This is a genomic window from Bacillus sp. CPT56D-587-MTF (assembly GCF_058792335.1).
In genome coordinates this window covers 389,522-415,494 of record NZ_JBYTEF010000002.1, presented here as the reverse complement: position 1 = coordinate 415,494, position 25,973 = coordinate 389,522, and the positions used below count along the sequence as shown (strand labels likewise).

General features: G+C 34.9%; 19 protein-coding genes and 6 pseudogenes. 9 read left to right on the top strand and 16 right to left on the bottom strand.

What is annotated here, in order from left to right; translation table 11 throughout:
- The first annotated feature begins 281 nt into the window (after positions 1-281).
- Positions 282-2,075 (top strand): acyltransferase family protein, encoded by a 1,794-nt coding sequence (locus AC3WVZ_RS31365; RefSeq protein WP_233936747.1) that lies wholly within the window; start codon positions 282-284, stop codon positions 2,073-2,075.
- A gap of 259 nt (positions 2,076-2,334) precedes the next feature.
- Here AC3WVZ_RS31365 and tnpC read toward each other — a convergent pair whose 3' ends face one another.
- Positions 2,335-3,738: an IS66 family transposase gene (gene tnpC, locus AC3WVZ_RS31360; RefSeq protein ID WP_233935200.1), complete on the bottom strand. Its 1,404-nt coding sequence runs from the start codon at positions 3,736-3,738 to the stop codon at positions 2,335-2,337.
- Positions 3,739-3,789: 51 nt separating this feature from the next.
- Between tnpC and AC3WVZ_RS31355 the strand changes: the two genes are divergently transcribed.
- The 3 genes and pseudogenes from AC3WVZ_RS31355 to AC3WVZ_RS31345 all read left to right on the top strand — a co-directional run.
- Positions 3,790-3,939 (top strand): hypothetical protein, encoded by a 150-nt coding sequence (locus AC3WVZ_RS31355; protein ID WP_233936746.1) that lies wholly within the window; start codon positions 3,790-3,792, stop codon positions 3,937-3,939.
- Positions 3,940-4,119: 180 nt separating this feature from the next.
- Positions 4,120-4,941 carry an ABC transporter ATP-binding protein gene (locus tag AC3WVZ_RS31350; RefSeq protein WP_233936745.1) on the top strand — a complete coding sequence of 274 codons (822 nt, stop codon included), beginning with the start codon at positions 4,120-4,122 and terminating at the stop codon, positions 4,939-4,941.
- A gap of 1 nt (position 4,942) precedes the next feature.
- A pseudogene (locus AC3WVZ_RS31345) lies at positions 4,943-5,662 on the top strand (IS66 family transposase); the annotation flags it as partial.
- A gap of 63 nt (positions 5,663-5,725) precedes the next feature.
- Here AC3WVZ_RS31345 and AC3WVZ_RS31340 read toward each other — a convergent pair.
- The 5 genes and pseudogenes from AC3WVZ_RS31340 to AC3WVZ_RS31320 form a co-directional block, all read right to left on the bottom strand.
- Positions 5,726-6,433, bottom strand: coding sequence for an IS6 family transposase (locus AC3WVZ_RS31340; RefSeq protein WP_233936150.1), 708 nt, complete (start codon positions 6,431-6,433; stop codon positions 5,726-5,728).
- A gap of 70 nt (positions 6,434-6,503) precedes the next feature.
- Positions 6,504-6,977 (bottom strand): hypothetical protein, encoded by a 474-nt coding sequence (locus AC3WVZ_RS31335; protein ID WP_233936743.1) that lies wholly within the window; start codon positions 6,975-6,977, stop codon positions 6,504-6,506.
- A gap of 851 nt (positions 6,978-7,828) precedes the next feature.
- Positions 7,829-9,397, bottom strand: a complete 1,569-nt coding sequence (locus tag AC3WVZ_RS31330) for an immune inhibitor A domain-containing protein (protein WP_233936742.1) — start codon at positions 9,395-9,397, stop codon at positions 7,829-7,831.
- A 437-nt stretch (positions 9,398-9,834) separates the two neighbouring features.
- Positions 9,835-10,263: pseudogene (locus AC3WVZ_RS31325) on the bottom strand (RNA-guided endonuclease TnpB family protein); the annotation flags it as partial.
- 45 nt (positions 10,264-10,308) lie between these two features.
- Positions 10,309-10,500 (bottom strand): annotated as a pseudogene (locus tag AC3WVZ_RS31320) (transposase); the annotation flags it as partial.
- Positions 10,501-11,401: 901 nt separating this feature from the next.
- On the opposite strand from AC3WVZ_RS31320, the gene AC3WVZ_RS31315 reads away from it, so the two are divergent.
- Positions 11,402-11,611, top strand: coding sequence for a hypothetical protein (locus AC3WVZ_RS31315; RefSeq protein ID WP_233936741.1), 210 nt, complete (start codon positions 11,402-11,404; stop codon positions 11,609-11,611).
- Between the two features lie 152 nt (positions 11,612-11,763).
- On the opposite strand, the gene AC3WVZ_RS31310 is transcribed toward AC3WVZ_RS31315, so the two are convergent.
- Positions 11,764-12,111 carry a hypothetical protein gene (locus tag AC3WVZ_RS31310; protein WP_282082075.1) on the bottom strand — a complete coding sequence of 116 codons (348 nt, stop codon included), beginning with the start codon at positions 12,109-12,111 and terminating at the stop codon, positions 11,764-11,766.
- A gap of 99 nt (positions 12,112-12,210) precedes the next feature.
- Here AC3WVZ_RS31310 and AC3WVZ_RS31305 point away from each other — a divergent pair, with 99 nt between their 5' ends.
- Both AC3WVZ_RS31305 and AC3WVZ_RS31300 read left to right on the top strand, forming a co-directional pair.
- Entirely contained in the window at positions 12,211-12,918 is a 708-nt protein-coding gene (locus AC3WVZ_RS31305) for an IS6 family transposase (RefSeq protein WP_233936150.1), read from the top strand.
- Between the two features lie 637 nt (positions 12,919-13,555).
- Positions 13,556-14,635: pseudogene (locus AC3WVZ_RS31300) on the top strand (glycosyltransferase family 2 protein).
- 836 nt (positions 14,636-15,471) lie between these two features.
- On the opposite strand, the gene AC3WVZ_RS31295 reads toward AC3WVZ_RS31300, so the two are convergent.
- The 3 genes and pseudogenes from AC3WVZ_RS31295 to AC3WVZ_RS31285 all read right to left on the bottom strand — a co-directional run.
- Positions 15,472-15,930 carry a thioredoxin family protein gene (locus tag AC3WVZ_RS31295; RefSeq protein WP_233936737.1) on the bottom strand — a complete coding sequence of 153 codons (459 nt, stop codon included), beginning with the start codon at positions 15,928-15,930 and terminating at the stop codon, positions 15,472-15,474.
- A 608-nt stretch (positions 15,931-16,538) separates the two neighbouring features.
- A complete protein-coding gene (locus tag AC3WVZ_RS31290; protein WP_233936736.1) occupies positions 16,539-17,594 on the bottom strand; it encodes a hypothetical protein in 1,056 nt (351 codons plus the stop codon).
- Between the two features lie 633 nt (positions 17,595-18,227).
- Positions 18,228-18,519 (bottom strand): annotated as a pseudogene (locus AC3WVZ_RS31285) (ABC transporter permease); the annotation flags it as partial.
- Positions 18,520-18,812: 293 nt separating this feature from the next.
- On the opposite strand from AC3WVZ_RS31285, the gene AC3WVZ_RS31280 reads away from it, so the two are divergent.
- Together AC3WVZ_RS31280 and AC3WVZ_RS31275 are read left to right on the top strand one after the other, a co-directional pair.
- Positions 18,813-20,261, top strand: coding sequence for a DUF2252 family protein (locus AC3WVZ_RS31280; RefSeq protein ID WP_233936734.1), 1,449 nt, complete (start codon positions 18,813-18,815; stop codon positions 20,259-20,261).
- A gap of 100 nt (positions 20,262-20,361) precedes the next feature.
- Positions 20,362-20,980 (top strand): annotated as a pseudogene (locus AC3WVZ_RS31275) (IS6 family transposase).
- A gap of 346 nt (positions 20,981-21,326) precedes the next feature.
- On the opposite strand, the gene AC3WVZ_RS31270 reads toward AC3WVZ_RS31275, so the two are convergent.
- From AC3WVZ_RS31270 to ureB, 6 genes are read right to left on the bottom strand one after another with little or no spacing between them, the layout of a single operon-like run.
- Positions 21,327-22,151: an urease accessory protein UreD gene (locus AC3WVZ_RS31270; protein ID WP_233936733.1), complete on the bottom strand. Its 825-nt coding sequence runs from the start codon at positions 22,149-22,151 to the stop codon at positions 21,327-21,329.
- Between the two features lie 2 nt (positions 22,152-22,153).
- Positions 22,154-22,765, bottom strand: coding sequence for an urease accessory protein UreG (gene ureG / locus AC3WVZ_RS31265; RefSeq protein WP_233936731.1), 612 nt, complete (start codon positions 22,763-22,765; stop codon positions 22,154-22,156).
- Positions 22,766-22,784: 19 nt separating this feature from the next.
- Positions 22,785-23,474, bottom strand: a complete 690-nt coding sequence (locus tag AC3WVZ_RS31260) for an urease accessory protein UreF (protein WP_233936729.1) — start codon at positions 23,472-23,474, stop codon at positions 22,785-22,787.
- The gene (gene ureE, locus AC3WVZ_RS31255; protein ID WP_233936728.1) at positions 23,467-23,922 is read right to left on the bottom strand and encodes an urease accessory protein UreE; all 456 of its coding nucleotides are present in this window, start codon (positions 23,920-23,922) and stop codon (positions 23,467-23,469) included. Before ureE ends, AC3WVZ_RS31260 begins: the two co-directional genes overlap by 8 nt.
- A gap of 10 nt (positions 23,923-23,932) precedes the next feature.
- Positions 23,933-25,645 (bottom strand): urease subunit alpha, encoded by a 1,713-nt coding sequence (ureC, locus tag AC3WVZ_RS31250; RefSeq protein WP_233936727.1) that lies wholly within the window; start codon positions 25,643-25,645, stop codon positions 23,933-23,935.
- On the bottom strand, positions 25,642-25,965 hold the full coding sequence (ureB, locus tag AC3WVZ_RS31245; RefSeq protein WP_233936726.1) for an urease subunit beta: 324 nt from the start codon (positions 25,963-25,965) through the stop codon (positions 25,642-25,644). The genes ureC and ureB overlap by 4 nt, the downstream gene beginning before the upstream one ends.
- Positions 25,966-25,973: the final 8 nt, after the last annotated feature.

Here is a 25,973-nt window from a genome sequence, read left to right as displayed (position 1 = left end):
GATGAATCAAGCGTCTTAATTAAAGTCCTATAACAACCATATCAAAATCCACAAATACATGTACTTTCCGAATAAACAATAAGTTTATTCGGAAAGTGTAAGGTGCTCTGAACTATACTTCTAATTGTTGGATAATGTTCAATAATTGGAAGTATAGTTTTTTTATTTCATTATCTTTACACCAAAGCTATAGAACAATTTCTCAAAGAATTTTTAGAAAAAGGCATCATTTTGTATCACTAACCGTAACCTGATTTTTAAGAAATAGGAGGGATTGTAAGGTGATTAAACCTTCAAAAAAAAATAGTCGTTATATGGTTGGATTGGACAGCCTAAGGGGCCTAGCAATAATGGCTGTTATTTTGTATCATATTAATTTTAATTGGATGCCTGGAGGTTTTTTGGGAGTTACTGTATTTTTTGTACTTTCAGGGTATTTAATTACAGATATTTTAGTGACGGAGTGGAGAAAAAATAAGAGAATTGATTTAAAGGAGTTCTGGTTTAGTAGGGCAAGACGATTGCTTCCAGGAATGCTTGTTATGCTTGTTATCACGTTCGCATGGATTGCGATTTTTCATAGTTCTTTACTTGAAACAATGCGTGACGATTCATTAGCAGCATTATTTTATGTTAGTAACTGGTGGTATATTTATCATAAATTATCGTACTTTGATAATTTTAACCAACCTTCTCCATTGAATCATTTTTGGTCGCTGGCAGTGGAGGAACAGTTCTATGTTGTATGGCCATTTATCATTAGTTTAGGACTTTATTACACAAAAAAACGATCTCGGTTAATTTTATGGATTTGTCTGGGGGCTGCTTTTTCAGCGTTAGCAATGGCAATTTTGTATGAACCGGGAACTGACCCAAGTAGAATTTATTATGGTACAGATACGAGGGCCTTTTCTTTACTTATTGGAGCAGCACTGGCTTTAATTTGGCCAAGCGCTGAGCTTACAAATAAAATTATTCCAAAGGCACGTTTCATTCTTGATGTGGTAGGAGGGATTGCTCTTATTATTATATTGGTTATGTTTTGGAAGACCAATCAATATGATGCATTTCTATACCGCGGAGGGATGGTTATTTTATCGATTGCAACAGCATTGTTAGTAGCAAATCTTGCTCATCCTGCTAGTCGTATTGCTAAATTTTTACGATTTAGACCTTTACGCTGGATAGGGGTGAGGTCGTATGGAATATATCTCTGGCATTATCCAATTCTTACATTGACGCCCCCAAAAGTAAATACTGGGGATTTTTCACTAATAAGAGCCATTCTTCAATTCATTTTGATTATTATAATTGCGCAAATTTCTTGGGAGTTTATTGAAAATCCAATCCGACAAGGTGGACTTCGGAATATTCAGTTTAAAAATATAAGATTTCAAAATGTCACTTTAGGTATTAAGTTAGCTTTAATTGGTACAATATTCGTTTCGGCCATAGCCGTTTTAGGAATAGTAAAAGCTAATAAGGATACGGTGGAAGTAACGAAAACACGACCTGCGAAACATCCAGTTGCAGTACGGGAAAATCTAACTCAAGAAGCGCCTCAAAATCAAGAAAAATCAAAAGAAGTGAATTCTGTACAACCTAAAAATTCACTAACAGTTACTGCGATAGGCGATTCCATAATGATTGATATTGCTCCGTATTTAAAAAATACATTTCCTGATATTGGGATCGATGCACAAATTGGTCGCCAGCTGTCAAAAGCAATTCCTGTAGTTGAACGCTTAAAAAATGAAGGGAATTTAGGAAACCATGTCATTATTGGATTAGGTACAAATGGAGCTTTTACTACTGAGAACCTTGTTGCATTAATAAAATTAATTGGAAAGGAACGTAAAATAATATTGATTAATACGAGGGTACCACGTCCATGGGAATCGATTGTGAACGAGCGATTAAAAGTAACAGCAGCGGAATATCCAAATGTAACGCTAGTGGATTGGTATGACGCAAGTGCTGGAAAGAGTGAATACTTTGCACCTGATGGTGTACACTTAACTAAAGTAGGTGCAGAAACATATGCAGCACTTGTAGTTAATGCAGTGAATCAATAAGTAAATATGTTTTAGTGAACGTGTCCCCCACTTAACGTCTTAACGGACTGCTTGAAGTGGGGGCTTTTTAGGATATTAGCTTTCTATATTTACCAAGCTATAAGGGTAGTACTTCCCTCTAATTAAAAAGTAATTATATATTGTAACTACTCAGCTTCTTCAAATAAAAAAACAGGCCAAATACATGTTTCCGATTCGAAAACATGAAAAGAAAATACTCCAATCAGAGAAAGAATCTATGCCAAATAGAGAAATTCTCTTATGAAGTCGTGTTATTCCAAGGAACCGTTCTAGTTTCTATGACTTGGTTTATCGCTTGTAAGACCGATTGTTTTTGTTTTTTCATGGTACTCATAAAGCTTCGTATCTGACAAAAAGATTCTGCGCCTTTCTTACTTCGGAAAGTCCCAGACACTTTCTGTTTTACTTTCGTCATCCGAATATCCCGTTCTGCTTGATTGTTATCAAATGGAATGGCTGGATGTTCTAAAAACCCTAGAATTCTGTCAGAATACTTGACGAAGCGATTCCATAAATTTTGAGAAGGCGTCTGCTTTCCTTTCTTCTTTTGTTTCGTGGAAAGAATCTGTTGTTCTTTCAATATGGATTGATACATAATAAACAGATTCTTTTGCGTCGCTTTTGGCATGGTACCTTCGGATTGCTTTTTCATCGTCAACGCTTGCGTTAGAAATTTCTGCATCTGTTGTGCCCATTGTTCTCCAGTACTATCTATAATTCCTTGTAAATCTCGTAAGAGATGGGCATTACATAAAACGTGACGACAATCTGTATACGCATCATACGATTTCCAACCATCATGCATCGCAATTCCAGAAAAAGATGGCAAGATTTCTCCAGCATCCATTGCTTCTTTTCCACGTTTTTGATGAATATGTTGCAATGTCACCTCCGGTGTACTGGCAGTATGTAACCATTGTGTTTTGTTTTCTACACGCATACCAGTTTCATCAAAATGGACAACAGGAGACTGCAGAATCTTTTCCTTTACTTCTTTTATGAATGGCTGCAATTGAGAAGCGAAAGCCTGTGTATGATTTACCAGGGTTCCTTCGCTTATAGAATGTCCAAAACAATCCTGAAAGAATTCTTTTGTTCGCTTCAAAGAAATGCATTGATAATGCGTTAAATAGGGAATCAGTCTTTTTATATTTGGACCATATTGAACAGGACGAGATACTGTCGAAGGAAATTGGGCTTCTTGGATAGAATGGCAATGTGGGCATTCTTTCTGTTCTACTTTATGTTCTGTCACTTCGATCTGAATAGGTGGTAAGTCATACACTTGGCGAATGCGATACCCTTTTACAGGCTCGTGGTTCAAGGAAGTATGACAACAAGTACAATATGTAGGAGAATGTGTAATCGTATGATCTGGAGTCGCTGTCAAACCAAGAGTATGTCCCTTGTGGCCCAACTGGCCACCCGTTTGACGATGAGACGGTTTGCGCAAACTTTTTGTAACGGGCTTACCCAAACCATCTGTAGAAGGTGGCTTATGACTATTTTTGGAGTTTTTTTTTGAAGCATTTTCTAGTTCTTGTATACGTTTTTCTAACTTAGAAAATGTTTCTTCAAATAAAGAAATAACAGCTTCAGGTCCTTTTTTATATGTATCTAAAATAATTTTTCGATCGACCATAAGATTCACCTCCCCTGTTTGATATACTCAGTATTTACAAATGGGAGGCATATGAAACTAGTAAAATTTAAAAAAGACACCGAAAGGTGGCTGAGTAGTTACTATATATTAAATGCGATTAACGTAATCGGACTAAGGGATTGCTTGCCAGCTCTGTTAAAATACAAGTATGATGTGTCATTTGATTTCTTTCGCAAATGACTGTAATTCATCTTGAATCAAGAGATTTCATAAAAGACATTGTTCTTTCTTATCTAGTCCGTCAAGAAAGAATAATGTCTTGTTGTACTTGGGGTAGTGAAAACCTAATGGTCATGAGGTTATAAACTTTAGGTCTGAATAATTTAAACGGAGGTACATTTTGGATTGGAGGTAATTATTATGAGTAAATCCGTAGTATATGTAAATAAAGTGAAAAAAGTATACGGTAGAAAAGGTGAAAATCAATTCCACGCCTTAAAAGGTGTTTCTTTTGTTATAGAAGAAGGTGAATTTGTAGGAATTATGGGACCTTCTGGTTCAGGGAAAACAACACTACTAAATGTGATTTCTACCTTAGATCAAGCCACAGAGGGTAGGATTACTATCGCTGGAATAGATATTACAAAGATGAAAGCGAATGAACTTTCTGATTTTCGATCTCAGAAATTAGGTTTTATATTTCAAGATTTCAATTTACTGGAAAATTTATCGGTCTATGAAAATATTGCATTGCCACTCTCGCTTCAAGGGAGAACCTCCCGTGAAATTAAGGGGAAAGTATATGATGTAACGAGGATATTAGGCATTACTCCTATTCTTTCCAAATACCCTGTTGAAATATCCGGAGGGCAAAAACAACGTACCGCTGTAGCTCGTGCACTGGTGCATAAGCCGGCGATAATTTTGGCAGATGAACCGACTGGAGCGCTTGACTCTAAAAATGCAACAAGTTTACTAGAAACGTTGCAACAGTTAAATAAAGAACAAGATGTCTCGATTATGATGGTTACGCATGATCCGTATAGTGCGAGTTATTGTAAGCGTATTTTGTTTATTCAAGATGGAGAGTTGTATAAGCAAATTCATCGGAGTGATACACGAGACGTTTTCTATAAAGAAATTGTAACTACTCAGCTACCTTTTGGTGTTTTTTTAAATTTTACTAGTTTCATATGCCTCCTATTTGTAAATACTGAGTATATCAAACAGGGAGGTGAATAGGATGGTCGATCGAAAAATCATTTTAGATGCATATAAAAAAGGACCTGAAGCTGTTATTTCTTTATTTGAAGAAACATTTTCTAAGTTAGAAAAACGGATACTCGAACTAGAAAATGCTTCAAAAAAAAACTCTACAAATAGTCATAAACCACCTTCTACAGATGGTTTGCGTAAGCCTGTTACAAAAAGTTTACGCAAATCGTCTCATCGTCAAACTGGTGGCCAGTTGGGCCACAAAGGACATACTCTTGGTTTGACAGCGACTCCAGACCATACAATTACGTATTCTCCTACATATTGTACTTGTTGTAACACGTCCTTACACCAAGAACCTGTAAAAGGATACCGCATTCGCCAAGTGTATGATTTACCACCTATCCAGATAGAAGTGACGGAACATAAAGTGTCACAAAAAGAATGCCCACATTGCCATGCCATCCAAGGAGCCCTGTTTCCTTCTACCGTCTCTCGTCCTGTCCAATATGGTCCAAATATAAAAAGACTGGTTCCTTATTTAACACATTATCAGTGTCTTTCTTTGAAACGCACAAAAGAATTCTTTCAAGATTGTTTTGGACATTCGATTAGTGAAGGAACTTTGATAAATCATACAAACAGTTTTTCGGCTCAATTACAGCCCTTTCTCCAAGAAGTAAAAGACAAGATTCTTCAGTCTCCTGTTGTCCATTTTGATGAAACCGGTATGCGAGTAGAAAATAAGGTTCTGGTGCAAAGAAAGGATACGTTCCCAAGAAATAATGAGGATTCCTATTGGAATTATTCTTTACGCTGTTAATCCAAATAATTGATGAATAAATTCTTTTTGATTTTGAACAGACTGATCCCGTAAATCAACCTGTTCTTTTTTTATCATATGCATGGCTTCTACTCCTGCAAGTATACATGTAGCGGTGCCAAAAGATTTAAATCCTAACATAGAGCGTACACGTTTTTTAATGAATCGATGGTCTTGCTCCACTACGTTATTTAGATATTTTATCTGCCGAATTTGAGTGCCTAACGGCACTTTTTTCTCGTTCTTTAATTTGGTGATAGCAACTGGATAAGCAGGATTTTTATCAATTGTAATTGTACGAGGTTTTGAGGCATGAAAAGATTGCAAAGCTTTCTTAAAGAATCGCTTTGCAGCCTTATGATTTCTAGTTTTACTAAGATTGAAGTCAATCGTATTTCCCTCAGAATCAACCGCACGGTATAAATACATCCATTGCCCTTTTACTTTTATATACGTTTCATCCACTCGCCATGAATCATTTGTTTGTTTAAGATGACATCGGATCCGTTTATCCAGTTCCGGTCCGTATTGATGGACCCAGCGCATAATCGTTGTATGTGCTAAGGATAATCCTCTTTCTTCCATCATTTCCACCAAATCTCGAAAACTTAGATTGTACCGTAGGTACCAACGTACAGTTAATAAAATTATATCTGGTTGGTAATGCTTCCATTTAAACAAATTGTCCTTTTTCATACTGATCACATCCCTTTTGCAGAGTAATCGTATCAGTATGTCCAAAATTAGAAGATTACTTGCAATTAACCTAATTTTTTTGCACCAGATTCGACCCATGTATGCGTAAGCGCGCGCGTTTATATAATTTTCCTTTATCTTGGCCATGTACAGTTCCTAAATCATGTAATAAGCGAATATAAGTTGCTACAAACACTTTTTCGTTAAAAATACCTTTGGGAAAAGTTCGATTTTTTTCTGAAATTGGCGTCCAGTTCATTTCCTCTATCTTTTTCACAAGCGGATGACTTTCATTTATTCCAATTTCCCAAAAATTCACTTTCCCTTCACGTTCTCTCTTGCAGTATCTTATAGAATTACTTCTCACAACTAATTCACGAAATCTCTCTGGAATTTCTTTTTTCTTATTTCTGATAGAAAAATACCCTTTTCGTTTGGATCCATATCTCCAAATAATCGCTAATATTTCTGCAAAATCATATGTTGTAAGTAATTGATTGAATTGTTTTTCTTCTTCATTCGATAATCTAAATTTCTTAGTCAATATTAGTTCTCCTATTCTCTACAGAAATATACATTTTTTATTTATAATATTATGATAAAACAAATATAATCCCTTACAATATATTTCAATGAAACAATTTCTACAATCAGCAGGATTTGCAATCTCATAGATACTATCTTCAATCTATTTAGTTAAATCATCAATACTCTTTGTAGGGAACGAAAAATAAAAATCCGTTAGATAAATTCATTTCCATGCTAAAATCGTATCAAAGATATTGCGCCACCTTTTTTCGTACCTTGCTTATTCCCCTAACAAATTTATTATTATTTTTCTATTCTAAGCCACATTCTAATTTTCGAGGTTTCAAACTTCATGATAATTCAGACAAAAAAACAAGAATAATGCGGTATATATTATGATAATATATGTATGAAAAAGAGTAGAGAATTTATTTTTGAATTCAATAGATTCAGAAGAAAAAGCTCATTTCTCACAAGAAATGAGCTTTTTCTTTTCAGACTAAAAATTTTGTATCATTTCAACCTTTACTAGGGAAAAGGTTGAAAGAAAAGTTTAGCTTGGTTACATTTTCGCATACATGTAAGGTAAAGTGAATTGATAATATTTATTCTGATTATTATGAAATCAAACTTGTGTTTTTACATTCATTAGCTAACAAATCCCGTTGTATAGTGAACCTTTCGACCGCGTAGGAAAGTCTTTTTAAAGAGTTTGATATACCTTTTATTCCTATCCTGGATCAGTTGAAGAAGCCTGTACATGAAGAAACGAGCGATTTCCGCTCGTTTCTTCATGTACAGCTATATCCCCTTTCGAGAGATATCACGTATTATTCGTCGTTTCCCCTATGTTTACATACAAAAATTTTATTTATTTTTAGAAATTGCAATAGTTACACCACGTCCATTTTCACATTCTTTTACAACTTTAAACTGAAGGCCCAATTTGGGAAGAATTTTGTCTGTATAATTATTTTGATCACTAAAAGCAGATACTCCTTCTTGAGCCGGAGAATCTACATTTCCTTGTGGTGTTTCTACTTTAATGGGTGTGGTTTTTCGTAGGCCAAAAGCTGCATCCGCATTTTGCAAGCTACTCATAGCCGGCTTCGTTTTATCATGATTGTAATACAGTATTTGTTGATGTGCATCGATAACCCCAAGCATCTCATGACCAGGATGGTTACTTTCTTGATTATCTGTATAACGTCCATCATAGTACCAAACAATCATTCCAGGATCAGCTGATAATCCTTTATAACCAGCAGCAGTCTTATTAAGTCCTTTATCCGCCCCATTATGGCTACGCCATTCTATGAGATAATAATTAGGATATTGTACACCATTTTTCATTACTGGAGGAAGGTTCACCTTGATTACTTTTCGAGCAGGATTTTTACTAGTAGCTTCTTCCAATACAAACTCTTTCTTTTTCTCTAAGTCCTTGTAATCTACCTCGATGGGTTTAATCCACTTTCCTCCATAAGTAGACTGCAAAAACATTTTGGACCATGGATCAAAGTTACTAGGTTCAATTCCACCTGGCTGTCCATTAAGTGCGCCAAAAGCCATTAATGACCACATATCAGCAGACCCTTTACCACCAAAATCATATAAATCCGGTAAACCAAGATTATGACCATATTCATGAGCCAGAGTACCTACCGCAGTGTCCTCTGGAATAATAGTGAATTTCTTTGCTTTCAGAGTCGTACCAGGAATTTGTGCAGGTTCTTTAAGCTCCCCTGTATAGGGCACAACATACATATCAGAGGTCCCCCCTGCCATAACTACTACTAAATTATCTAAGAATCCATCCGGCTCTACCTTATTTCCATCTCTATCTAAATCATCGGGATCTTTTTGATCATATAAATTTTCCTTTCCTTTAATAGATTGCCCTACTTGTGTGAGTGTTTCTTTCACTAATTCTCCAAATCCTTCAAACGGTTCACCTTTAAAATCTCTGTAATATTCTATATTATTCTTCGCCTGCATCCATGATGAAACCACTCCTTTTACATTCCAAAATCCATTCGATTGTTCGTTATAATATTCATTTAGGGAGGGCATACTTATTCCTTCCGGGGTTTTGAAAATGCCATTATTAAATAACATTCTCTCATAGTGAGCTTTGTTAAAATCTTTTGTATAAAAATCTGTTTCTGATTTAATTTGATTATGCTTCATATTCGGGAATTCAATTAAAGAAACAGCAATATGATCCGTATAAGATTTCTGCTGACGAGAGGCTGCCGTACTTGTGTTTAGCATAGATACCTGGATATTCCCTAGATTTTTGTTTACATTCTCTGGTTGTACCCCATCTAGATCAAAATTACCAGCGTTCGCTTGAATGCTTTCTGTTGGTGCTGTACTCATAATAACCGTGGTTAAAAGCATCGAAAAAATAATGCCACTCCTTTTTTTATACATATGTGTGTCCTCCTCAATTATTTATAGCCAGTAATTAATTAAATAACTAATTTTCATTTTAAAGAACACTTATAAAGATAGGATGCAAATGAAATAAAGATTGGATAAAATCTATATGTGAATGATTTTTCTCATAGTCTTGAAGCAATTTTTCTAATTAATAAGCATAAAACCATTTTCATCTACTTGGCGGACTTCACAGGAATCCTAAAGCGTTTGTACCTAAACGAAAATATGCACAATCTGAAACGTTCATTTTAACCGACATCCACTACCTTATATTTGACACTCCCACGGCTAAAACCGCAAGTCCTACACCTTACGGTGTAACGGATGGCATTCTTGAATGACGAAGCGTTCGCAGTCCATTTCTGTTTTGAACAACCTTCAAGATGAGGGTGTGCCATCACCCCTCCTAAGACAGACCATATAGGTTCTTAAGCTGATTGACTATTACCGCCAACCACAGTTGCGTAGCGAATATTCATCGCCCCAACGATATCACGATGTTTCTCAAATCCACATGGGCACTTGTATGTTCTGTCTTGCGCCTTGTTCTTTTCAGAACATTTCGGACATGTTTGACTTGTATAAGAGGGGTTCACATATTCGACCTTTATGCCAACTAATGTCGCTTTGTACGCGATGAATTGTGCGAAACGATGGAATGACCAAGTGTGTAGATTTTTTTCGTTTTTACGGCTTGTTCGTGCCGTCTGTCTCATGTTCGTGAGTTGCTCTAATCGAATGACAGAAATAGTATGATTCGTTGCAAAATCGACGATTTCACGACTTACTTTGTGGTCTTGGTCTTGCATCCATCTTTGTTCTGTATCATCAAGTTGACGAAAGGCATTCATGACTTTTATATACTCGTGGCTACTTGGTTCCAATAGCATGATTTGTTGTTTTGTTGGAAGTGTATACAAAAACAAGTGAACGTGGTCTTTGTCGCATTCCATTGCAACAATAGAAAAATCCAATTCTTCGCATATTTCTTGAACCAACTCTTTGAAACGTTCTTCTACTTTTGTATCTTGGGCAAAACACAAAATGAGAATGAATGACACGATTGTTTTGATTTTTCTATAATCATTTATCATGTTCACAATGTATCAATTTACAGGACTAACCACAACAAATCGATACAATAATATATAATACCAACATTTTGGTAGTACTTCGTATCCAACCTCACTTTCATCCCATGCCGAAAAGCGAGAGGCTTTCTCGTTCGGGAAGGGCTGTAATGAGCTAACTCGTCCCTTACAACATGATGATGAATTTAAACTATCAGAAAATTTAACACTTGCGTTTGCGGGTATCATATTATTACAAAGCCAAAGCTTAAGCTCAAGTTTTGGCTTCGTTTTGCTAGAAATACGCTGATGCTCACCTATTAAAACGAAAATTCTATACAACTACAAAAGGAATCAAATCCAGAAAATCCAGGCCATATATCAATGGAGAGGCAAATCTTCTTGTTACCCCTTTCGGACGCAAAGTATTCATTAAGATATTTTCCAACCTATGAAATCAGAATTCATTATTGTACAGTTGTATACGCCATATACAACTCTTTATTTGATACTTTTTACAAAATGCAATTGTGAAAAAATAAATCTATTGCTGTTCCAAGTATTAATCTATCTTCAATCAGCTCCAGAAGGACGATGGATGACCAAGATTATTGATTTTACCCTAAAAAATGAGTGACCTATTCATACAAACCATTTAAAAGGATGATGCATGGTTTAGAAGCAAAAACGAACAACCTATGAAAATAATCTGTTCACAAATTAAGATGATATGAAATTAACTAAACATAATAGCCATGAAAATGAAAAAAGGATAGAATAGAATCAAATAAAAAGAACGGACTGCCAGTCCGTTCTTTTGAAAAAGGAGCAATGAAAGTTATTCTTCTTTATTATAACTTAAATAACTGAAAATTAAATCTTTTTATATTGAGAAAGTCTATAACTAAGAAAGAAGGTCACTACAATGAATAAAGGTGATGCCATTTTAAGATTACTATCCGAAATCAAATTGGAACTTAAGGACGTAAAAGAACAGATGGAACAAATACAATCAAAGCTAGATACATTCGAACAACAAAATCAAGCGAAGAACAAAGTAGAGAAACAAAAAACAAAAATAAACCCTGTTAAAAAAGAGAAACGAGCTTGGAAATATCCAGCTAAGCTAAAATGAAAATTGGATTTTTCTTTCTTCTTATCTAGTCGCGGAAGAAAGCCCCCACAATTAAACAATACGTCTATGATATTGAGAACTTTGGGAGATAGATGCTTCTTCTTATTGTGATACAATCGTATACATTAAATTCTGAAGTTCCATCACACAAATCACTCCAAAACACCGCGTATTTTCAATATATCCATATTTGTAAATTTTGAAATATCCTCTATGTCCATTCCGTTTTTATACATATCCTGAATCAATTGTATTTTCCCTTGCTCCATTCCTTTTTTCTCTGCATGTGCAGCCGCCACATCCTCATCTAACAAGCTTTTCTTCCTTGCTTCATACTCGCTACGAAACGACTGATTATGACTCATATCATCCCACTTCTGAATCGCTTCCTGCAATGGTTCATCTTGCTCCATCGCAATCGCCTCCAACGTTTCTATAAGATTCTGATCTTTATGTGACGCTAACAAAAGTAACCACCGTGCTAAAACGTCATGCCACAGGTTGACTGAATCTGGTGCAAAAAAATTAGGTTAATTGCAAGTAATCTTCTAATTTTGGACATACTGATACGATTACTCTGCAAAAGGGATGTGATCAGTATGAAAAAGGACAATTTGTTTAAATGGAAGCATTACCAACCAGATATAATTTTATTAACTGTACGTTGGTACCTACGGTACAATCTAAGTTTTCGAGATTTGGTGGAAATGATGGAAGAAAGAGGATTATCCTTAGCACATACAACGATTATGCGCTGGGTCCATCAATACGGACCGGAACTGGATAAACGGATCCGATGTCATCTTAAACAAACAAATGATTCATGGCGAGTGGATGAAACGTATATAAAAGTAAAAGGGCAATGGATGTATTTATACCGTGCGGTTGATTCTGAGGGAAATACGATTGACTTCAATCTTAGTAAAACTAGAAATCATAAGGCTGCAAAGCGATTCTTTAAGAAAGCTTTGCAATCTTTTCATGCCTCAAAACCTCGTACAATTACAATTGATAAAAATCCTGCTTATCCAGTTGCTATCACCAAATTAAAGAACGAGAAAAAAGTGCCGTTAGGCACTCAAATTCGGCAGATAAAATATCTAAATAACGTAGTGGAGCAAGACCATCGATTCATTAAAAAACGTGTACGCTCTATGTTAGGATTTAAATCTTTTGGCACCGCTACATGTATACTTGCAGGAGTAGAAGCCATGCATATGATAAAAAAAGAACAGGTTGATTTACGGGATCAGTCTGTTCAAAATCAAAAAGAATTTATTCATCAATTATTTGGATTAACAGCGTAAAGAATAATTCCAATAGGAATCCTCATTATTTCTTGGGAACGTATCCTTTCTTTGCACCAGAACCGAATTTATTTATATGTACTATCATTCCGTTCGCCCTCATTCATCATTAAATGGCTTGACTCCGTATCAATATTCAAAATCAATTGCATAATCTAATTGATGTTCCAGTTTTTCTTGACCAGGTCATCCTATATTGCTACACCTAACATATAATGACTATATAGACTAAGGGGAACTCTCTTTGCTTCCATCACTTCCACCGAATTATGAACGCTGAAATTATACAATAAGAAAATCATTTCTCGTATTACAAAAAACGGTATAACTAAGTAAATAATTTATAAAATAAAACAAAGGATTTTGATTTTAACGTGCTACTTAATTATGCCATCCGCGATCCTCATTAATTGTAAAGATAATTTCTTCATGGTAAGCAAAATAAAGGGTGATGTAAAATATAAGATTAATAAAATTTATGTTCTTCATTTACTTAATAGAAAAGTAATTCCTTCGTAACCAGAATAGTTTGAATTACTCGAACAGATGAAAATCTCCGTAAATATAGCTTGAAATATATAAATCTTTCTATTCGAAAATACAGTAACCTAAGTATACTATGAAAGGAGTAAATAAATTGCTCACAAGTATCATTGTTTTAACCCATAATCAACTCCCTTATACAAAGGAGTGTATTCGAAGTATACGAATGTATACAAAGTCAGAAGAATACGAATTAATCGTTGTCGACAATGCCTCCACAGACGGAACAACGGAATGGCTAACAAGTCAACCTGATAAGAATATAACTAATATGGGGTTTCCAAAAGGTTGTAATCAAGGGATTTTAAAGGCAAAAGGGGACAACATTTTATTGTTGAATAACGATGTTATCGTAACAGAGAGATGGTTAACAAATTTATTACGGTGTTTGTATAAACACGAAAATATAGCTGCTGTTGGACCCGTGACAAATAATTCCTCCTATGATACCGCCATTCCAGCTACTTATACAACTCTAAAAGAAATGCAACAATTTCCGTCTAGATATAATATGGGTGATGAAAACAAATGGGAAAGACGGTTGAAGTTAATTGGATTTTGTTTATTAATAAAACGACACGTCCTAGATGAAGTTGGTTTATTAGACGAGCAATTCACACCAGGAAATTATGAAGATGATGATATATGCCTTCGAATCACGCAACTAAATTATACATTTTATTTGTGTAAAGATACATTTGTACATCATTACGGAAGTCTATCTTGGAAAAAAGATAGACAACAATATGCACATATTTTAACTGAAAATTCACAAAAATTCAAAAATAAATAGGGGTTCTCAGCTACTACTTTAAATATCTATACGGGCTTAGTAAATCAACTACAACAAAATATCCCTTTTAAAAATGAGTTGCGGATTTTGCATGTCGGATCAGGATGTGGTGCAACATTATTAGAAATACAAAACTGATATCCACATTTCAAGGTTTTTGGTATAAAAAATAACTACCATGCACACTTGTTTTCAAAACAAATAGCACCTACATTATGTATGCCTTATGAGAATATAACTAAAGCATTCATCAACACTAAATTTCATGCAATTTTATTAACCATTCCTCCTTCAAAACAGCAGTTAGAAAATATATGTAATTCTCTCTCGTCACTCTTAACAACTAATGGTTTAATTTATATACCAAATGAAAATTTATAATATAAATTTTGCTCCCATTCCTATATTCAAATATTTGTAACATCATCGCACAAGAAAAGTATTGCCCAAATACCTTTTAATATTTTTAGTGTTGCTAATAGGGAAACAGCACATTTCTATTTATAAATTTTATGAATGAAAATTCCATAATGAGCGCCTATATTCATTTTTTCAAACGCTAATAGAAAATTGTGCCATTAAAAAAGAAGGAAAAAATCTTTTATCCCACATCAATACCAACAGAAACACCTATTTTTTATACGATTTGTATTTCTATTTATATAAGAATGGGCTCAAATTTCCTACCTCTTAGATTTCGTCTAATCGTAGCAGATAAAGTATATCCTTGTCCTTCTACTTCACGATTTTTAGCAAAATGAACAAGGTCAAGTAACATCCTCCTTTCCTTTGAACTACCTCCCTTAGAAGTGAGGAATCCTAAGTAAATAGTTAGAACGAACTCTAATTTATTAGGATAGCTCCGCAATCCTTGCAGTTAGAAAGATTTATTGATACGAAACGTATAAGCTGTATATATGTCTGTGGAATAAGTAAGATAGCTTTCTTTCATCCCTTGTCTGAATCCCTCACTACGCGTTCCTTGAGAAAGGAATCCCCTTGGTTAAAATGGTAAAATAACCTAACGATTTATATATTATTGGCATTTTTCAGCTTAATATTGTATTTCAATCCTCCATAAAATGGTGTTATTGTTATGTCAAAATCATATATGTTCAAAAATAACTTTTTAATAGTATATTTCATATTCTCCTTGAACTCCCTCAACTTCAAACCGCTAGCAACAAAATCTCTTTTCTTGATATTTCGCCTCTATACTATTTCGTCTTGATTTGTTCAAACCATTTTTTGAACTCTGTTCTACTATGCTTACCGCTAATACGGCTCGATTCCTTACCCTCCTTAAAATGAATAATAGTAGGAGTACCTGTTATTTTATACTCATCCCAAGGACCATCTAATGTTTCAATATCCATAACTTTCATATCAATATTCAAGTGTTGCGCCATCGGTACTATAATTGGAGATATTTTTTGACAATGAACACAAGAAGTTTGATAAAAGTAAATTATTTCTTCTTTGTTCTCTTCTAAATTTTTTTGAAGATTTGAAAAGGAAATTTTGTTTGTGTAGTAGTCAGAACTATTTATTTGACTACTACTAACATTATCCTTTTGCGTATTAGTGGAATCCGTTTGTTTTTCTATTTGTACGATAATTAAAATTGTTGCAAACAAGATGATAAGACTACCACCGAATATGAACATTTTTTTCATTTTTTCATCTCCTTGTTTGTTGTTGATTACAATGAAACTACAGACAGCGCTTGTGAAAAAACGATAAGTGTTGAATTCTCAAAAAAATAGCCGCATACATACATTACTACCAACAAATTCAAAACCTATATAATCTCAGAAAAATATATGTTTCCTACCTTAGCAACACATAAAACGCCTTATTCAATTCATAAATAATTTAACCTTTTATCGCCATCTGGATACCCCTTATATAGACTTTACAATCTTTTTATGTTTTTGATACACACGTAATTTTATAAAAATGTTAATTTAAAATCGAGCAATAGTATAATTACAGATAACCTTCATCAAATTTTATTACACAGTTTAAATTCGCACTAAAATCAAATTTACTCCTTACTTACATATACTGATTTTGATAATAAGTAATACATAGTAAATATCTTGCAATATTAAATGATATAACTTTTTAAGTTTAAGACCGGCAAAATTAAAACAACCTCCATAAGGAGGCTACATAGTCATATTGATTTGAAAATCAAATTATTGCTCTATTAAATTCAAATTATTAGTAAATGCTACACTATCATCAACTGGCCAAATATACATGCTTGGATTTACTTCCCCTATTTTAAAATGATTGTATTTTGCTGTTTTTCTACTTTTCTTATTTTTTCTACAGGAGCTCCTACAGGATTGTTATAATTAATATTCCCAGCTACATCTAACTCATAAGCCTGATAGATTACCGTATACGAATCATCCGTTTCTTTCCTGTCTATCATATTAATAACTCCTTTAAAGATAACTTCTTTCGTTCGATTATCGAGAGAAAATCCTAACTCCTGTAGTTTCTCCCAAATAATTGGGTTGTGTTGAGAGATTACCCTGAATTTATTATAAATGCCCAATCGAATCCACGTTAGATAAGTATCGACATAGTCCGTATAGTACCCTGCAATTCTAGAGATTCCTAATAGTTTTGATGCATATATAGGTTTACTCAATTTAGCAGTTTTTATAACAGCTGTACGAGGAGCCACTTCTAAGTTTTCTGGTAAAATTCGAACAAACTTTATTTCAATATCTATGGTTTTAGTTGCATTCATATATCCATGATTGTAATTAAATTCAACAATTCGATCAGTTTGCGCCTTAAGAATATCTTCCAAACCACCTGATAATGTAAGTTTCAAGGGTTCTTTCGCTCCCACATTCAGAATATGTCTGACAGATAATTCCTTACTCATTTGATAAGTCGTTACTATTTCTTGAGTTGATGCGGTTATTTTATTGGTGTAAAACTGATTAATGACTTTCATATCAATAGTCTGATACTGATTTGAATTAGAGTCCGGTCTAGGTGCTTCCAAATATTTATCTGCATTGGGATTAGAAATCTGCAATGTGTCAATACCAGTAATTGTATTTGTGTTACTATGATAGCCATCTATCGCTTTAAGGATCTGCTGAAGTGTTACATTGTCTTTTGGAATTGCATTTAACTTATTTAAAACACCTTGTTCTTGGCTTGGTAAAATTAAATAATTAAGACAAACAAAGTTATATGAGTCCCCTTTCCAATTAGTTTGTTCATGTAAATCGTCAACTTCTACAAGATGATTTATAGTTTCATACATAGAATAAATACGCCTATGATTACTTGCATCATTCTGTTCCACACACCCCTGAAAAAATACCTGTTTCATATAAATCTCAAGATTAGTTGCTGTAAAGTAACTAATTGTGTGCTTAATACCCCAACAGGTGGAGCGATTTTTAACATTTTATTATATCGTTTCATACGTTTTCCTCCTTCTTATGTATGTTGCAATTTAATTTTATCAAAAAAGAGCAGACACATAATACAAAGAAAGGGATTTTACAAAGGGATAATTCGAATTAGTACTTTTACTATCAACATAAAAATATAATTTCACCTTAAATGGAATTGGAACCCTTATTTCAGATTTAATTCTACAATTATTAAACTACCTGGTGAAGATGAAAAAATACGTACATGACAAAAAGAATACATTACAGTTGCAATTCAAATAGGATTTAAATTTGACCGAAAAAAATTGAAATTGATGATAATTTTATAGAAATTTACAAAAAAGTTCTCTTTCTAAAAAAGAGGTTGGCTTTTCTTATTCTTCCTCTAGTGAAGGACCTCGCATGGGCCCTACTTGCACATATCTTTACGAGCTCAAAAGAACAGACTAATGAACCAGTCTGTTCTTAGGTAAAACGATATAATTTGAGCGTTTTTTCACTAGGACCCATTTCATATAAATAATATCATTCCATTAAATTTATTTCGGAAGCACAATTTTTTTATACAATTGAACTGTACTGAAGTAATAAATTGAGTAAATCACTACGAAAATAACAATGGGTAACCAAATTCGATAATATGGATCAACCAAAAGGACACCGAATATATTCATACCAACTAATATGTGAACAATACCGATAATTACTGGAACTAAAAATACAAATAATAACTCTTTATAAATGGATTGTGTTAATAGCTCTCGGCGAACACCGATTTTTATAAAGCATTTGATAACGTGTACAATCTTTGGATGCACCAGCAGCATTCTTACACGAAAAATGAGGCCTCTTTTGCAAAAATGATATCATAAAAGTATAAAAATTACGCTTGTCAAAAGACCTTTTCATACATATCGATGCTCTCCCGTTTCGATATAATAAATATCTCTATAATAAATATTATTTTTCACGCCACCTATTTGATAAGGACCAAAAGAAACGGACAATATAAGCATGAAGCGTATATTGTCTTTTTCGTGTGGATTCAATCATGCGAAAAAGTCGGTTTCGGATATTTCTATCAAAAAAACAAAATAGAAATAAAACATAGAAAGGAGCAAGTGATGAAACTAATTTTATACCTATGTATCGCCATCAGTATCTTTGCTACAACTGGTTGTTCTTTTAATGCAAATAAATCATACACGTCCCATTCTAAACAATCTAACCAACAAACAAAAAATACATTAAATAAAGAAGAACGCCAAACATATTTACAGCACCAACTGCAAGGGGCTAATGCTTTTATCCAAGATCCTACGATTCGTGCAAACAAATATAAAAAAATGATGGCATCACCATTCAACTTTTATAGGGGGACAACCCCTTTATATTATAGTGACCTTCGAGCCGGAGTTATTCCGATACCGGCTGGATGGAATCAACATACCCCTATCCAAACCTGGTTAGAAGGAGACGCGCATGCTCAAAACGTAGCTATTTTTGATGATTGTGAGGGGACTTTACGATTTGATGTCACTGACTTTAAGAATTCTTATATAGGACCATTCTATTGGGATATTCTTCGTTTTATGAGTAGTATCTTTTTATTTACAGATGAATTGCCTCATATTAAGGTATCGACAGCACAACAAAAACAAATGGCTTCCGCATTTTTACAAACATATCAAACAACATTACAAAAAATCATCGAAAATCCGACGGAAAAATACAAGGAACTTCGTGCTGAACAATTGAAAGATGGATTTATCAAAAAACAAATGGAAGAAATGAAATCGTCCTATACATACGAGGTCTTTCTTGGACAGACTACTACATTACTGCAAAATGGAAAGCATATCTTTCTTCCAAATGACTCCTCTTTCGTTTCTCTTGGTGCAGAAGAACAAGAAGATTTTACAAAAGGGTGGAACGGGTATATCAAAAGTATAGCGTCTTTCGCTGATACGAAATCCGAAGGATATTTTACTCGAAAAGATGTGGTGCATAAACAAAATTCAGGTGTCGGCAGTGTGGGAAGGGATATTTTTTATGTCTTGATAGAAGGAAATACGGCAGAACCAGAAGATGATATTGTGTTGGAAGTCAAAGAACAACAACTACCCGCAATGTTTACAGAAGGCCAATTATCCAAAGAAGAATATGACGGATGGTTTTCATCTCATGCAGAACGGACGCGTATTGCTACGCTTGCAACAGGTATAAACATCGATTCGCATCTTGGTACTCTATATACACGAGGGCGGTCCTATTCAGTAAAAAAATTATCTCCTTGGTATCATGAGTTTGACTCAGCAGATTTCCGTAAAATTTCAGATGTAGAAGAATTTGTACAATACGCCGCAATAGCATTTGCTCGTATGCATGCACGGGCAGATTCAGATTATAATCAAACATATATTCCCCATCGTTTTGCAGAAAATACTGTGGAATTTATGAAAAAAAATCCACAGTTCCCTCAACAATTTTTGCAATGGAGTGAGGACTATTATCATCAAGTAGTCGAAGATTACACATTATTTCAAGAGTTAGTTCAAAATAAGAAATTATAAGATTCTGCTGCAAAGTTTTTTGAACTAAGCTAAATTGTAGGAAAATTGAACAGAGGCCGATGGTACATAATGCTTTAAAGGAAAACAATTTAGGAAAAATATTATTTTGGTAGCCGTTGGTTACTACTTTCATTTTCTTTAAACTATCGTGATATATCGGAACTTTTGAGCGAACATGGCATATCCATTTATCCTACAACAACCCTCATGCGTTCAGTTTATGAATATGAAAATTTGATTTATCAAATGCGGAAGGAGAAAACAAATCAACATATTTGGCATTTAGAGGAGACCTATATGAAAGTCAAAGGTAAGCGATGTTATCTGTATCATGCAATTGATTGAGAAGGGTATCACCTTAAGTATTCAATTTCGTAAAACCAAAAATTATCAAGCTACTTATATATTTATATAAAGACTCATGAAATTTGTTGGAGACCACCGGTTCTCACAACAAATCCGATTCCAATCCTACTTTGTACATTCAAAAAATTGAAAAAGATATGAAACATTGTACTGTTACGGTTAAACATTTGAATAACCTCATCAAACATGATTATAGATATATTAAACGACGTTTTGCTAAATCCGCAGGATTTCAAAATCTTCGTCATGTCTCACCTACCATTCCTGCTATATACAAACAAAAGAGAAGTCATAGTTCAGACTTCTCTTTTTCGACATACAAAGAATTACAGCCTTTACTTAGCACTGCTTAAACTAAAGTTGTATTTTATAAACGTACTTATGTTTTGTCAAAATTTGCAACAGAGCCGTCACTCTCCCTACTGAGATGAAGCGTTTCCATGGGGGGTGAGTTAGAACACTAGGTCTTTTCGTCTATCGCTAGACAGTTTGACATTTTAGCATTCATGCTCCCTTACGGTAACACCCCAAGTATATTTTTGGTTAATACCGCAATAATACGTTCTGATTCAAGGGTATGTCGGATTCCGAAAATAAAACCAATGGTCATAACCGCAAATGTAACTTCCATCAATTTTCTCCGCCATTTATTTTATTATTAAAACCCAAGGGGTTCCATTAGTTGGTAAGCCATGAATATTAGTATTTCCTTAGAAAGCTAGGGGGTTTATTAAACCATTCGTGACTAATTATATGGTGAAATTCAGAGAATAAATTTTCAATGGTTTGTGTAGTATTAGCTAAAACTCGTATGGTGAATCCCGGAATTAATAAGGATGACAATCCGACCTTATATTCCTTTGTATTAGCATCAATAGCATGATATAAAACATCAAGTAAATCTGGATTTGCTTTTTCACCAATCACAATCATAGATCCCAGGTGCGAATACCCTTCCATTAAGCCCATCTCTTTCATATCCTGTATAGCAGGCTTTAGTTTAATATGATCATATACTACCAACTCGCTTTCCATATAAATCTCATTAATCAACTGAAGCATATCATAACTAAATTCTTCTCCATCAGGAGACCATCCCGGAGTAATGATATCCGAATAAAAAAGTGTAGAACCTTTTTTCATATAAATAACATTTTTTTGTTTATATCGTGCATCCCGATAACCAATCAAAGGATCAGGAATATATTCGAGATAGCTACCTTCCTTAAGGTTAATTTCTGTTTCCTGATAAGCAGGCTTGTTTGGTGTCTTGTATATTTTTGTAGCTGACTGTGTGGTTAATGTTAACTTTGCATGTTTCTCTAACGAAATCTGGATTTGATAGCGATCACCATCCAGATAACCACCTCCTGGATTTAAAATATAATAACAGGCTTGACCAGATTCATCATGATAAATAGGACGCATGACTTTATACGCCCCTTGAAAATATACTTTCTTTGCTACTGTTTTTCCGTTCCTTTGCTGGGCGTCTAAACGTAAAATACCTGTCCAATTCTTCATCTTTATTCCAAGCCTTTTAAAAATGCATTCTTACTAATCCAATCAACGACTTGGTCAAGTCCTTCATTAGTTTTTAAATTAGTAAAAATAAATGGCTTATCACCACGGAATACTTTAGTATCAGATGCCATAATATCCAAATTTGCTCCAACTAAAGGAGCCAAATCCGTTTTGTTGATGATAAATAGGTCTGACTTAATCATACCTTGTCCGCCCTTACGTGGAATTTTTTCTCCTTGGGCTACATCGATGATATAGATGGAAAAATCAACAAGTTCTGGGCTAAATGTAGCAGCTAGGTTGTCCCCGCCGCTTTCTACAAAAATAAGCTCAAGATTAGGATGTCTCTTGATTAATTCTTCAATGGCTGCGAAATTCATAGAAGCATCTTCACGTATGGCAGTATGAGGACATCCACCTGTTTCTACACCAATAATACGATCTTCTGAAAGTACACCGTTGGTCATTAAAAATTTAGCATCTTCTTTAGTATAAATATCGTTTGTCACAACAGCCATGTCGATATCATCTTTCAGATGACGAGTTAATTTTTCAACCAATGCGGTTTTCCCTGCTCCTACAGGTCCCCCAACACCAATTTTAATGAGTTCCATCAAAAACACTTCCTTTCCATTAAGACATGAAAATGCGAATATTCACACGTTCATGTTGCATTTGCGATAGTTCCAATCCTGGCGAGACAATACCAAAGTCTTCTTCATTCAATGCCTTTATCTTAGCTATGGTCTCCTCTGTTAAAATCGTTTGAAATTCTTGAATAATTTTCTGACCTGAAGTTTGTCCCAAAGGAATGGCTCGTACTGCATTTTGGACAAGACTCAAAACAACTGAGTATAAATAATATAAAATAGTGGTAAATGTAGGAACCCCTAAATGGTAGCCCACAATCGCAAATACAATCGCTGGATGACCGAAAGATTGCATTTGTTTAATGCGCTCACTATATTCAGATAGAAGCGGAATATCATACAGAGATTTTACGAGCAATAACATCCGGTGCCCCATTCTTTGGGTGCCCTCTCTCGTTTCTCGTGGTAAATTTTGTACAGTCACCATCCGATCAATCTTCCATATCTTTTGGAAGTCTTCCTTTTCTAGTGCCTCGTATACAAGACGGCAAGCAAGTCCATCGGAATAAACGAGCTGCTCATTTATATATACACTCAACCAATGAAAAAATGATTTCTGATCATACACTTTGTCTGCTTGAATATAAGTTTCCAGCCCGTATGAATGACTAAACGCCCCTGTTGGTAAATTAGAATCGCATAGCTGTAATAATACAAGTAAATTTTCACCCATGACTATGTCCAATATGACGGAAAGCTTTTTTCACTTTCCGTTTTTCACATTTATAAGGAATTTGAAGTTCTTGCAGTAACTCTTCTACAAGATAATCATACTGAACAAGCATTTCATTTTTTTCAAATTGAGCGGGAAGATGGCGATTCCCCAATTGATGAGCAATTGTCCCCATCTCTTTTAAGCTGTGTGGTTTAATCACAATTAAATCATCGGACAGAACATCTATTATAATTAAATTTTTATCGTCCATATATAATACATCACCAGCAACGAGGTCACGCGGTTCTTTTAATCGAATTCCAATTTCCTTACCATGGTCCGTTTTTGTTCTTTGAACCCGTTTCATCAAATCTGCGCTTTCTAGGTAAATTTTCTCAATATGACGTTTTTCAATCTCTTCTTTTTCCATATTTTCAATATTTGTTATAATTTGTTCAACTATCAATATCTTCACCTCAAAATAGGAAATATCGTTGTCCCATCGGCACTTGGTCAACAGGTTCACATGTAATTAACTCGCCGTTTACTTTTACTTCATAAGTCTGTGGATCTACTGTGATTTCAGGAGTTTCACAGTTCAACTTCATATCTTTCTTCGTCAGTTTTCGAATGCCGTGAACTGGAAGAATCATTTTTTGCAATCCAAGCTTCTCATGTAGTTTTTCATCGAAGGATACTTGAGAAATAAACGTAATAGACGATTTGGATAGAGCTTTTCCGAATTGTGCATACATAGGACGATAAATAACTGGCTGAGGTGTTGGGATAGACGCATTTGCATCTCCCATCAAGCTTTCCACAACAAATCCATTTTTCAAAATCATTTCAGGTTTTACCCCGAAAAAGGCCGGATTCCACATCACAAGGTCAGCAATTTTTCCAACTTCAATAGATCCAACATACTCAGAAATTCCATGAGTAATAGCGGGATTTATAGTATATTTAGCCACGTAACGCTTCACACGATTATTATCAGAAAACTCACTGTCACCTTCCAATGTCCCTCTTTGTTTTTTCATTTTGTCAGCCACTTGCCAGGTGCGTAAAATGACTTCGCCGATACGCCCCATCGCCTGTGCATCTGAGCTAGTCATACTAAATACGCCTATATCTTGAAGAATATCTTCAGCAGCAATAGTTTCACGCCGAATACGCGAATCGGCAAATGCTAAATCTTCTGGAATAGAGGGATTTAAGTGATGACAAACCATCAACATATCCAAATGTTCGTCCACTGTATTCACTGTATAAGGTAAAGTTGGGTTTGTTGATGACGGAAGAATATTCATATGGCTAGCGGACTTAATTAAATCTGGTGCATGCCCCCCTCCTGCTCCTTCTGTATGATACATATGAAGGACACGACCTTTAATCGCTGCCATTGTATTTTCCATAAATCCTCCTTCATTCAAAGTATCTGCATGAAGTGCGACCTGTATGTCATATTTATCAGCTACCCTTGATGCATAGTCAATGGCGGAAGCCGTTGATCCCCAGTCTTCATGGACCTTCAACCCGATAGCACCGGCGCGAATTTGTTCCACAAGTGGATCTTCGGAAGCTGCTTGACCTTTTGCAGTGAAACCGACGTTAATCGGCATTCCTTCCGCTGCTTCCAGCATCCGGTGCATATGCCATTCTCCAGGAGTAACCGTTGTGGCTTTTGATCCTGCCGCTGGACCTGTCCCTCCACCAATCAACGTGGTAAGGCCTGAAGCTAATGCTACTCTTATCTGTTCAGGATTAATAAAATGAACATGGGTATCGACACCACCAGCTGTTACAATCATGCCTTCACCAGCAATAATTTCTGTACCCGATCCAATCACGATATCCACTTTGTCCATAATCAATGGGTTTCCTGCTTTACCAATACCAGCAATTTTACCATCACGGATACCAATATCAGCTTTGTAAATACCAGTATAATCCAGAATAACAACATTAGTAATAACCACGTCTGCGATTCCATCTCCACGTGTTACTAGGGGATTTTGCCCCATACCATCACGAATAACCTTCCCACCTCCGAATACCACTTCATCACCATAGGTAGTATAATCCTTCTCAATTTGAATAATTAAGTTAGTATCTGCTAAACGAATAGAATCTCCTGTGGTAGGTCCATACATTTGTGTATATTGTTTTCTAGACATTTTGAAACTCATTTTTCTCCCTCCTTTTCTCTCGAACCGTTCATTTTATTATTGAAGCCATAAATACGACGTTCGCCAGCATAATCAACCAATTGAACTTCCTTTTTGTCCCCTGGTTCAAAACGTACAGCAGCTCCTGCAGGGATGTTCAATCTTTTTCCCAATGCCTTTTCTCTATCAAATTGGAGGGCTGCATTAGTTTCATAAAAATGAAAATGCGACCCTACTTGAACAGGACGATCCCCCGTATTTATTACAGTTAGCTTGATGGATATCCTTCCCTTATTACAAATAATGTCTTCTTCTTTCAAAAATAATTGTCCTGGCTGCATGTATATAG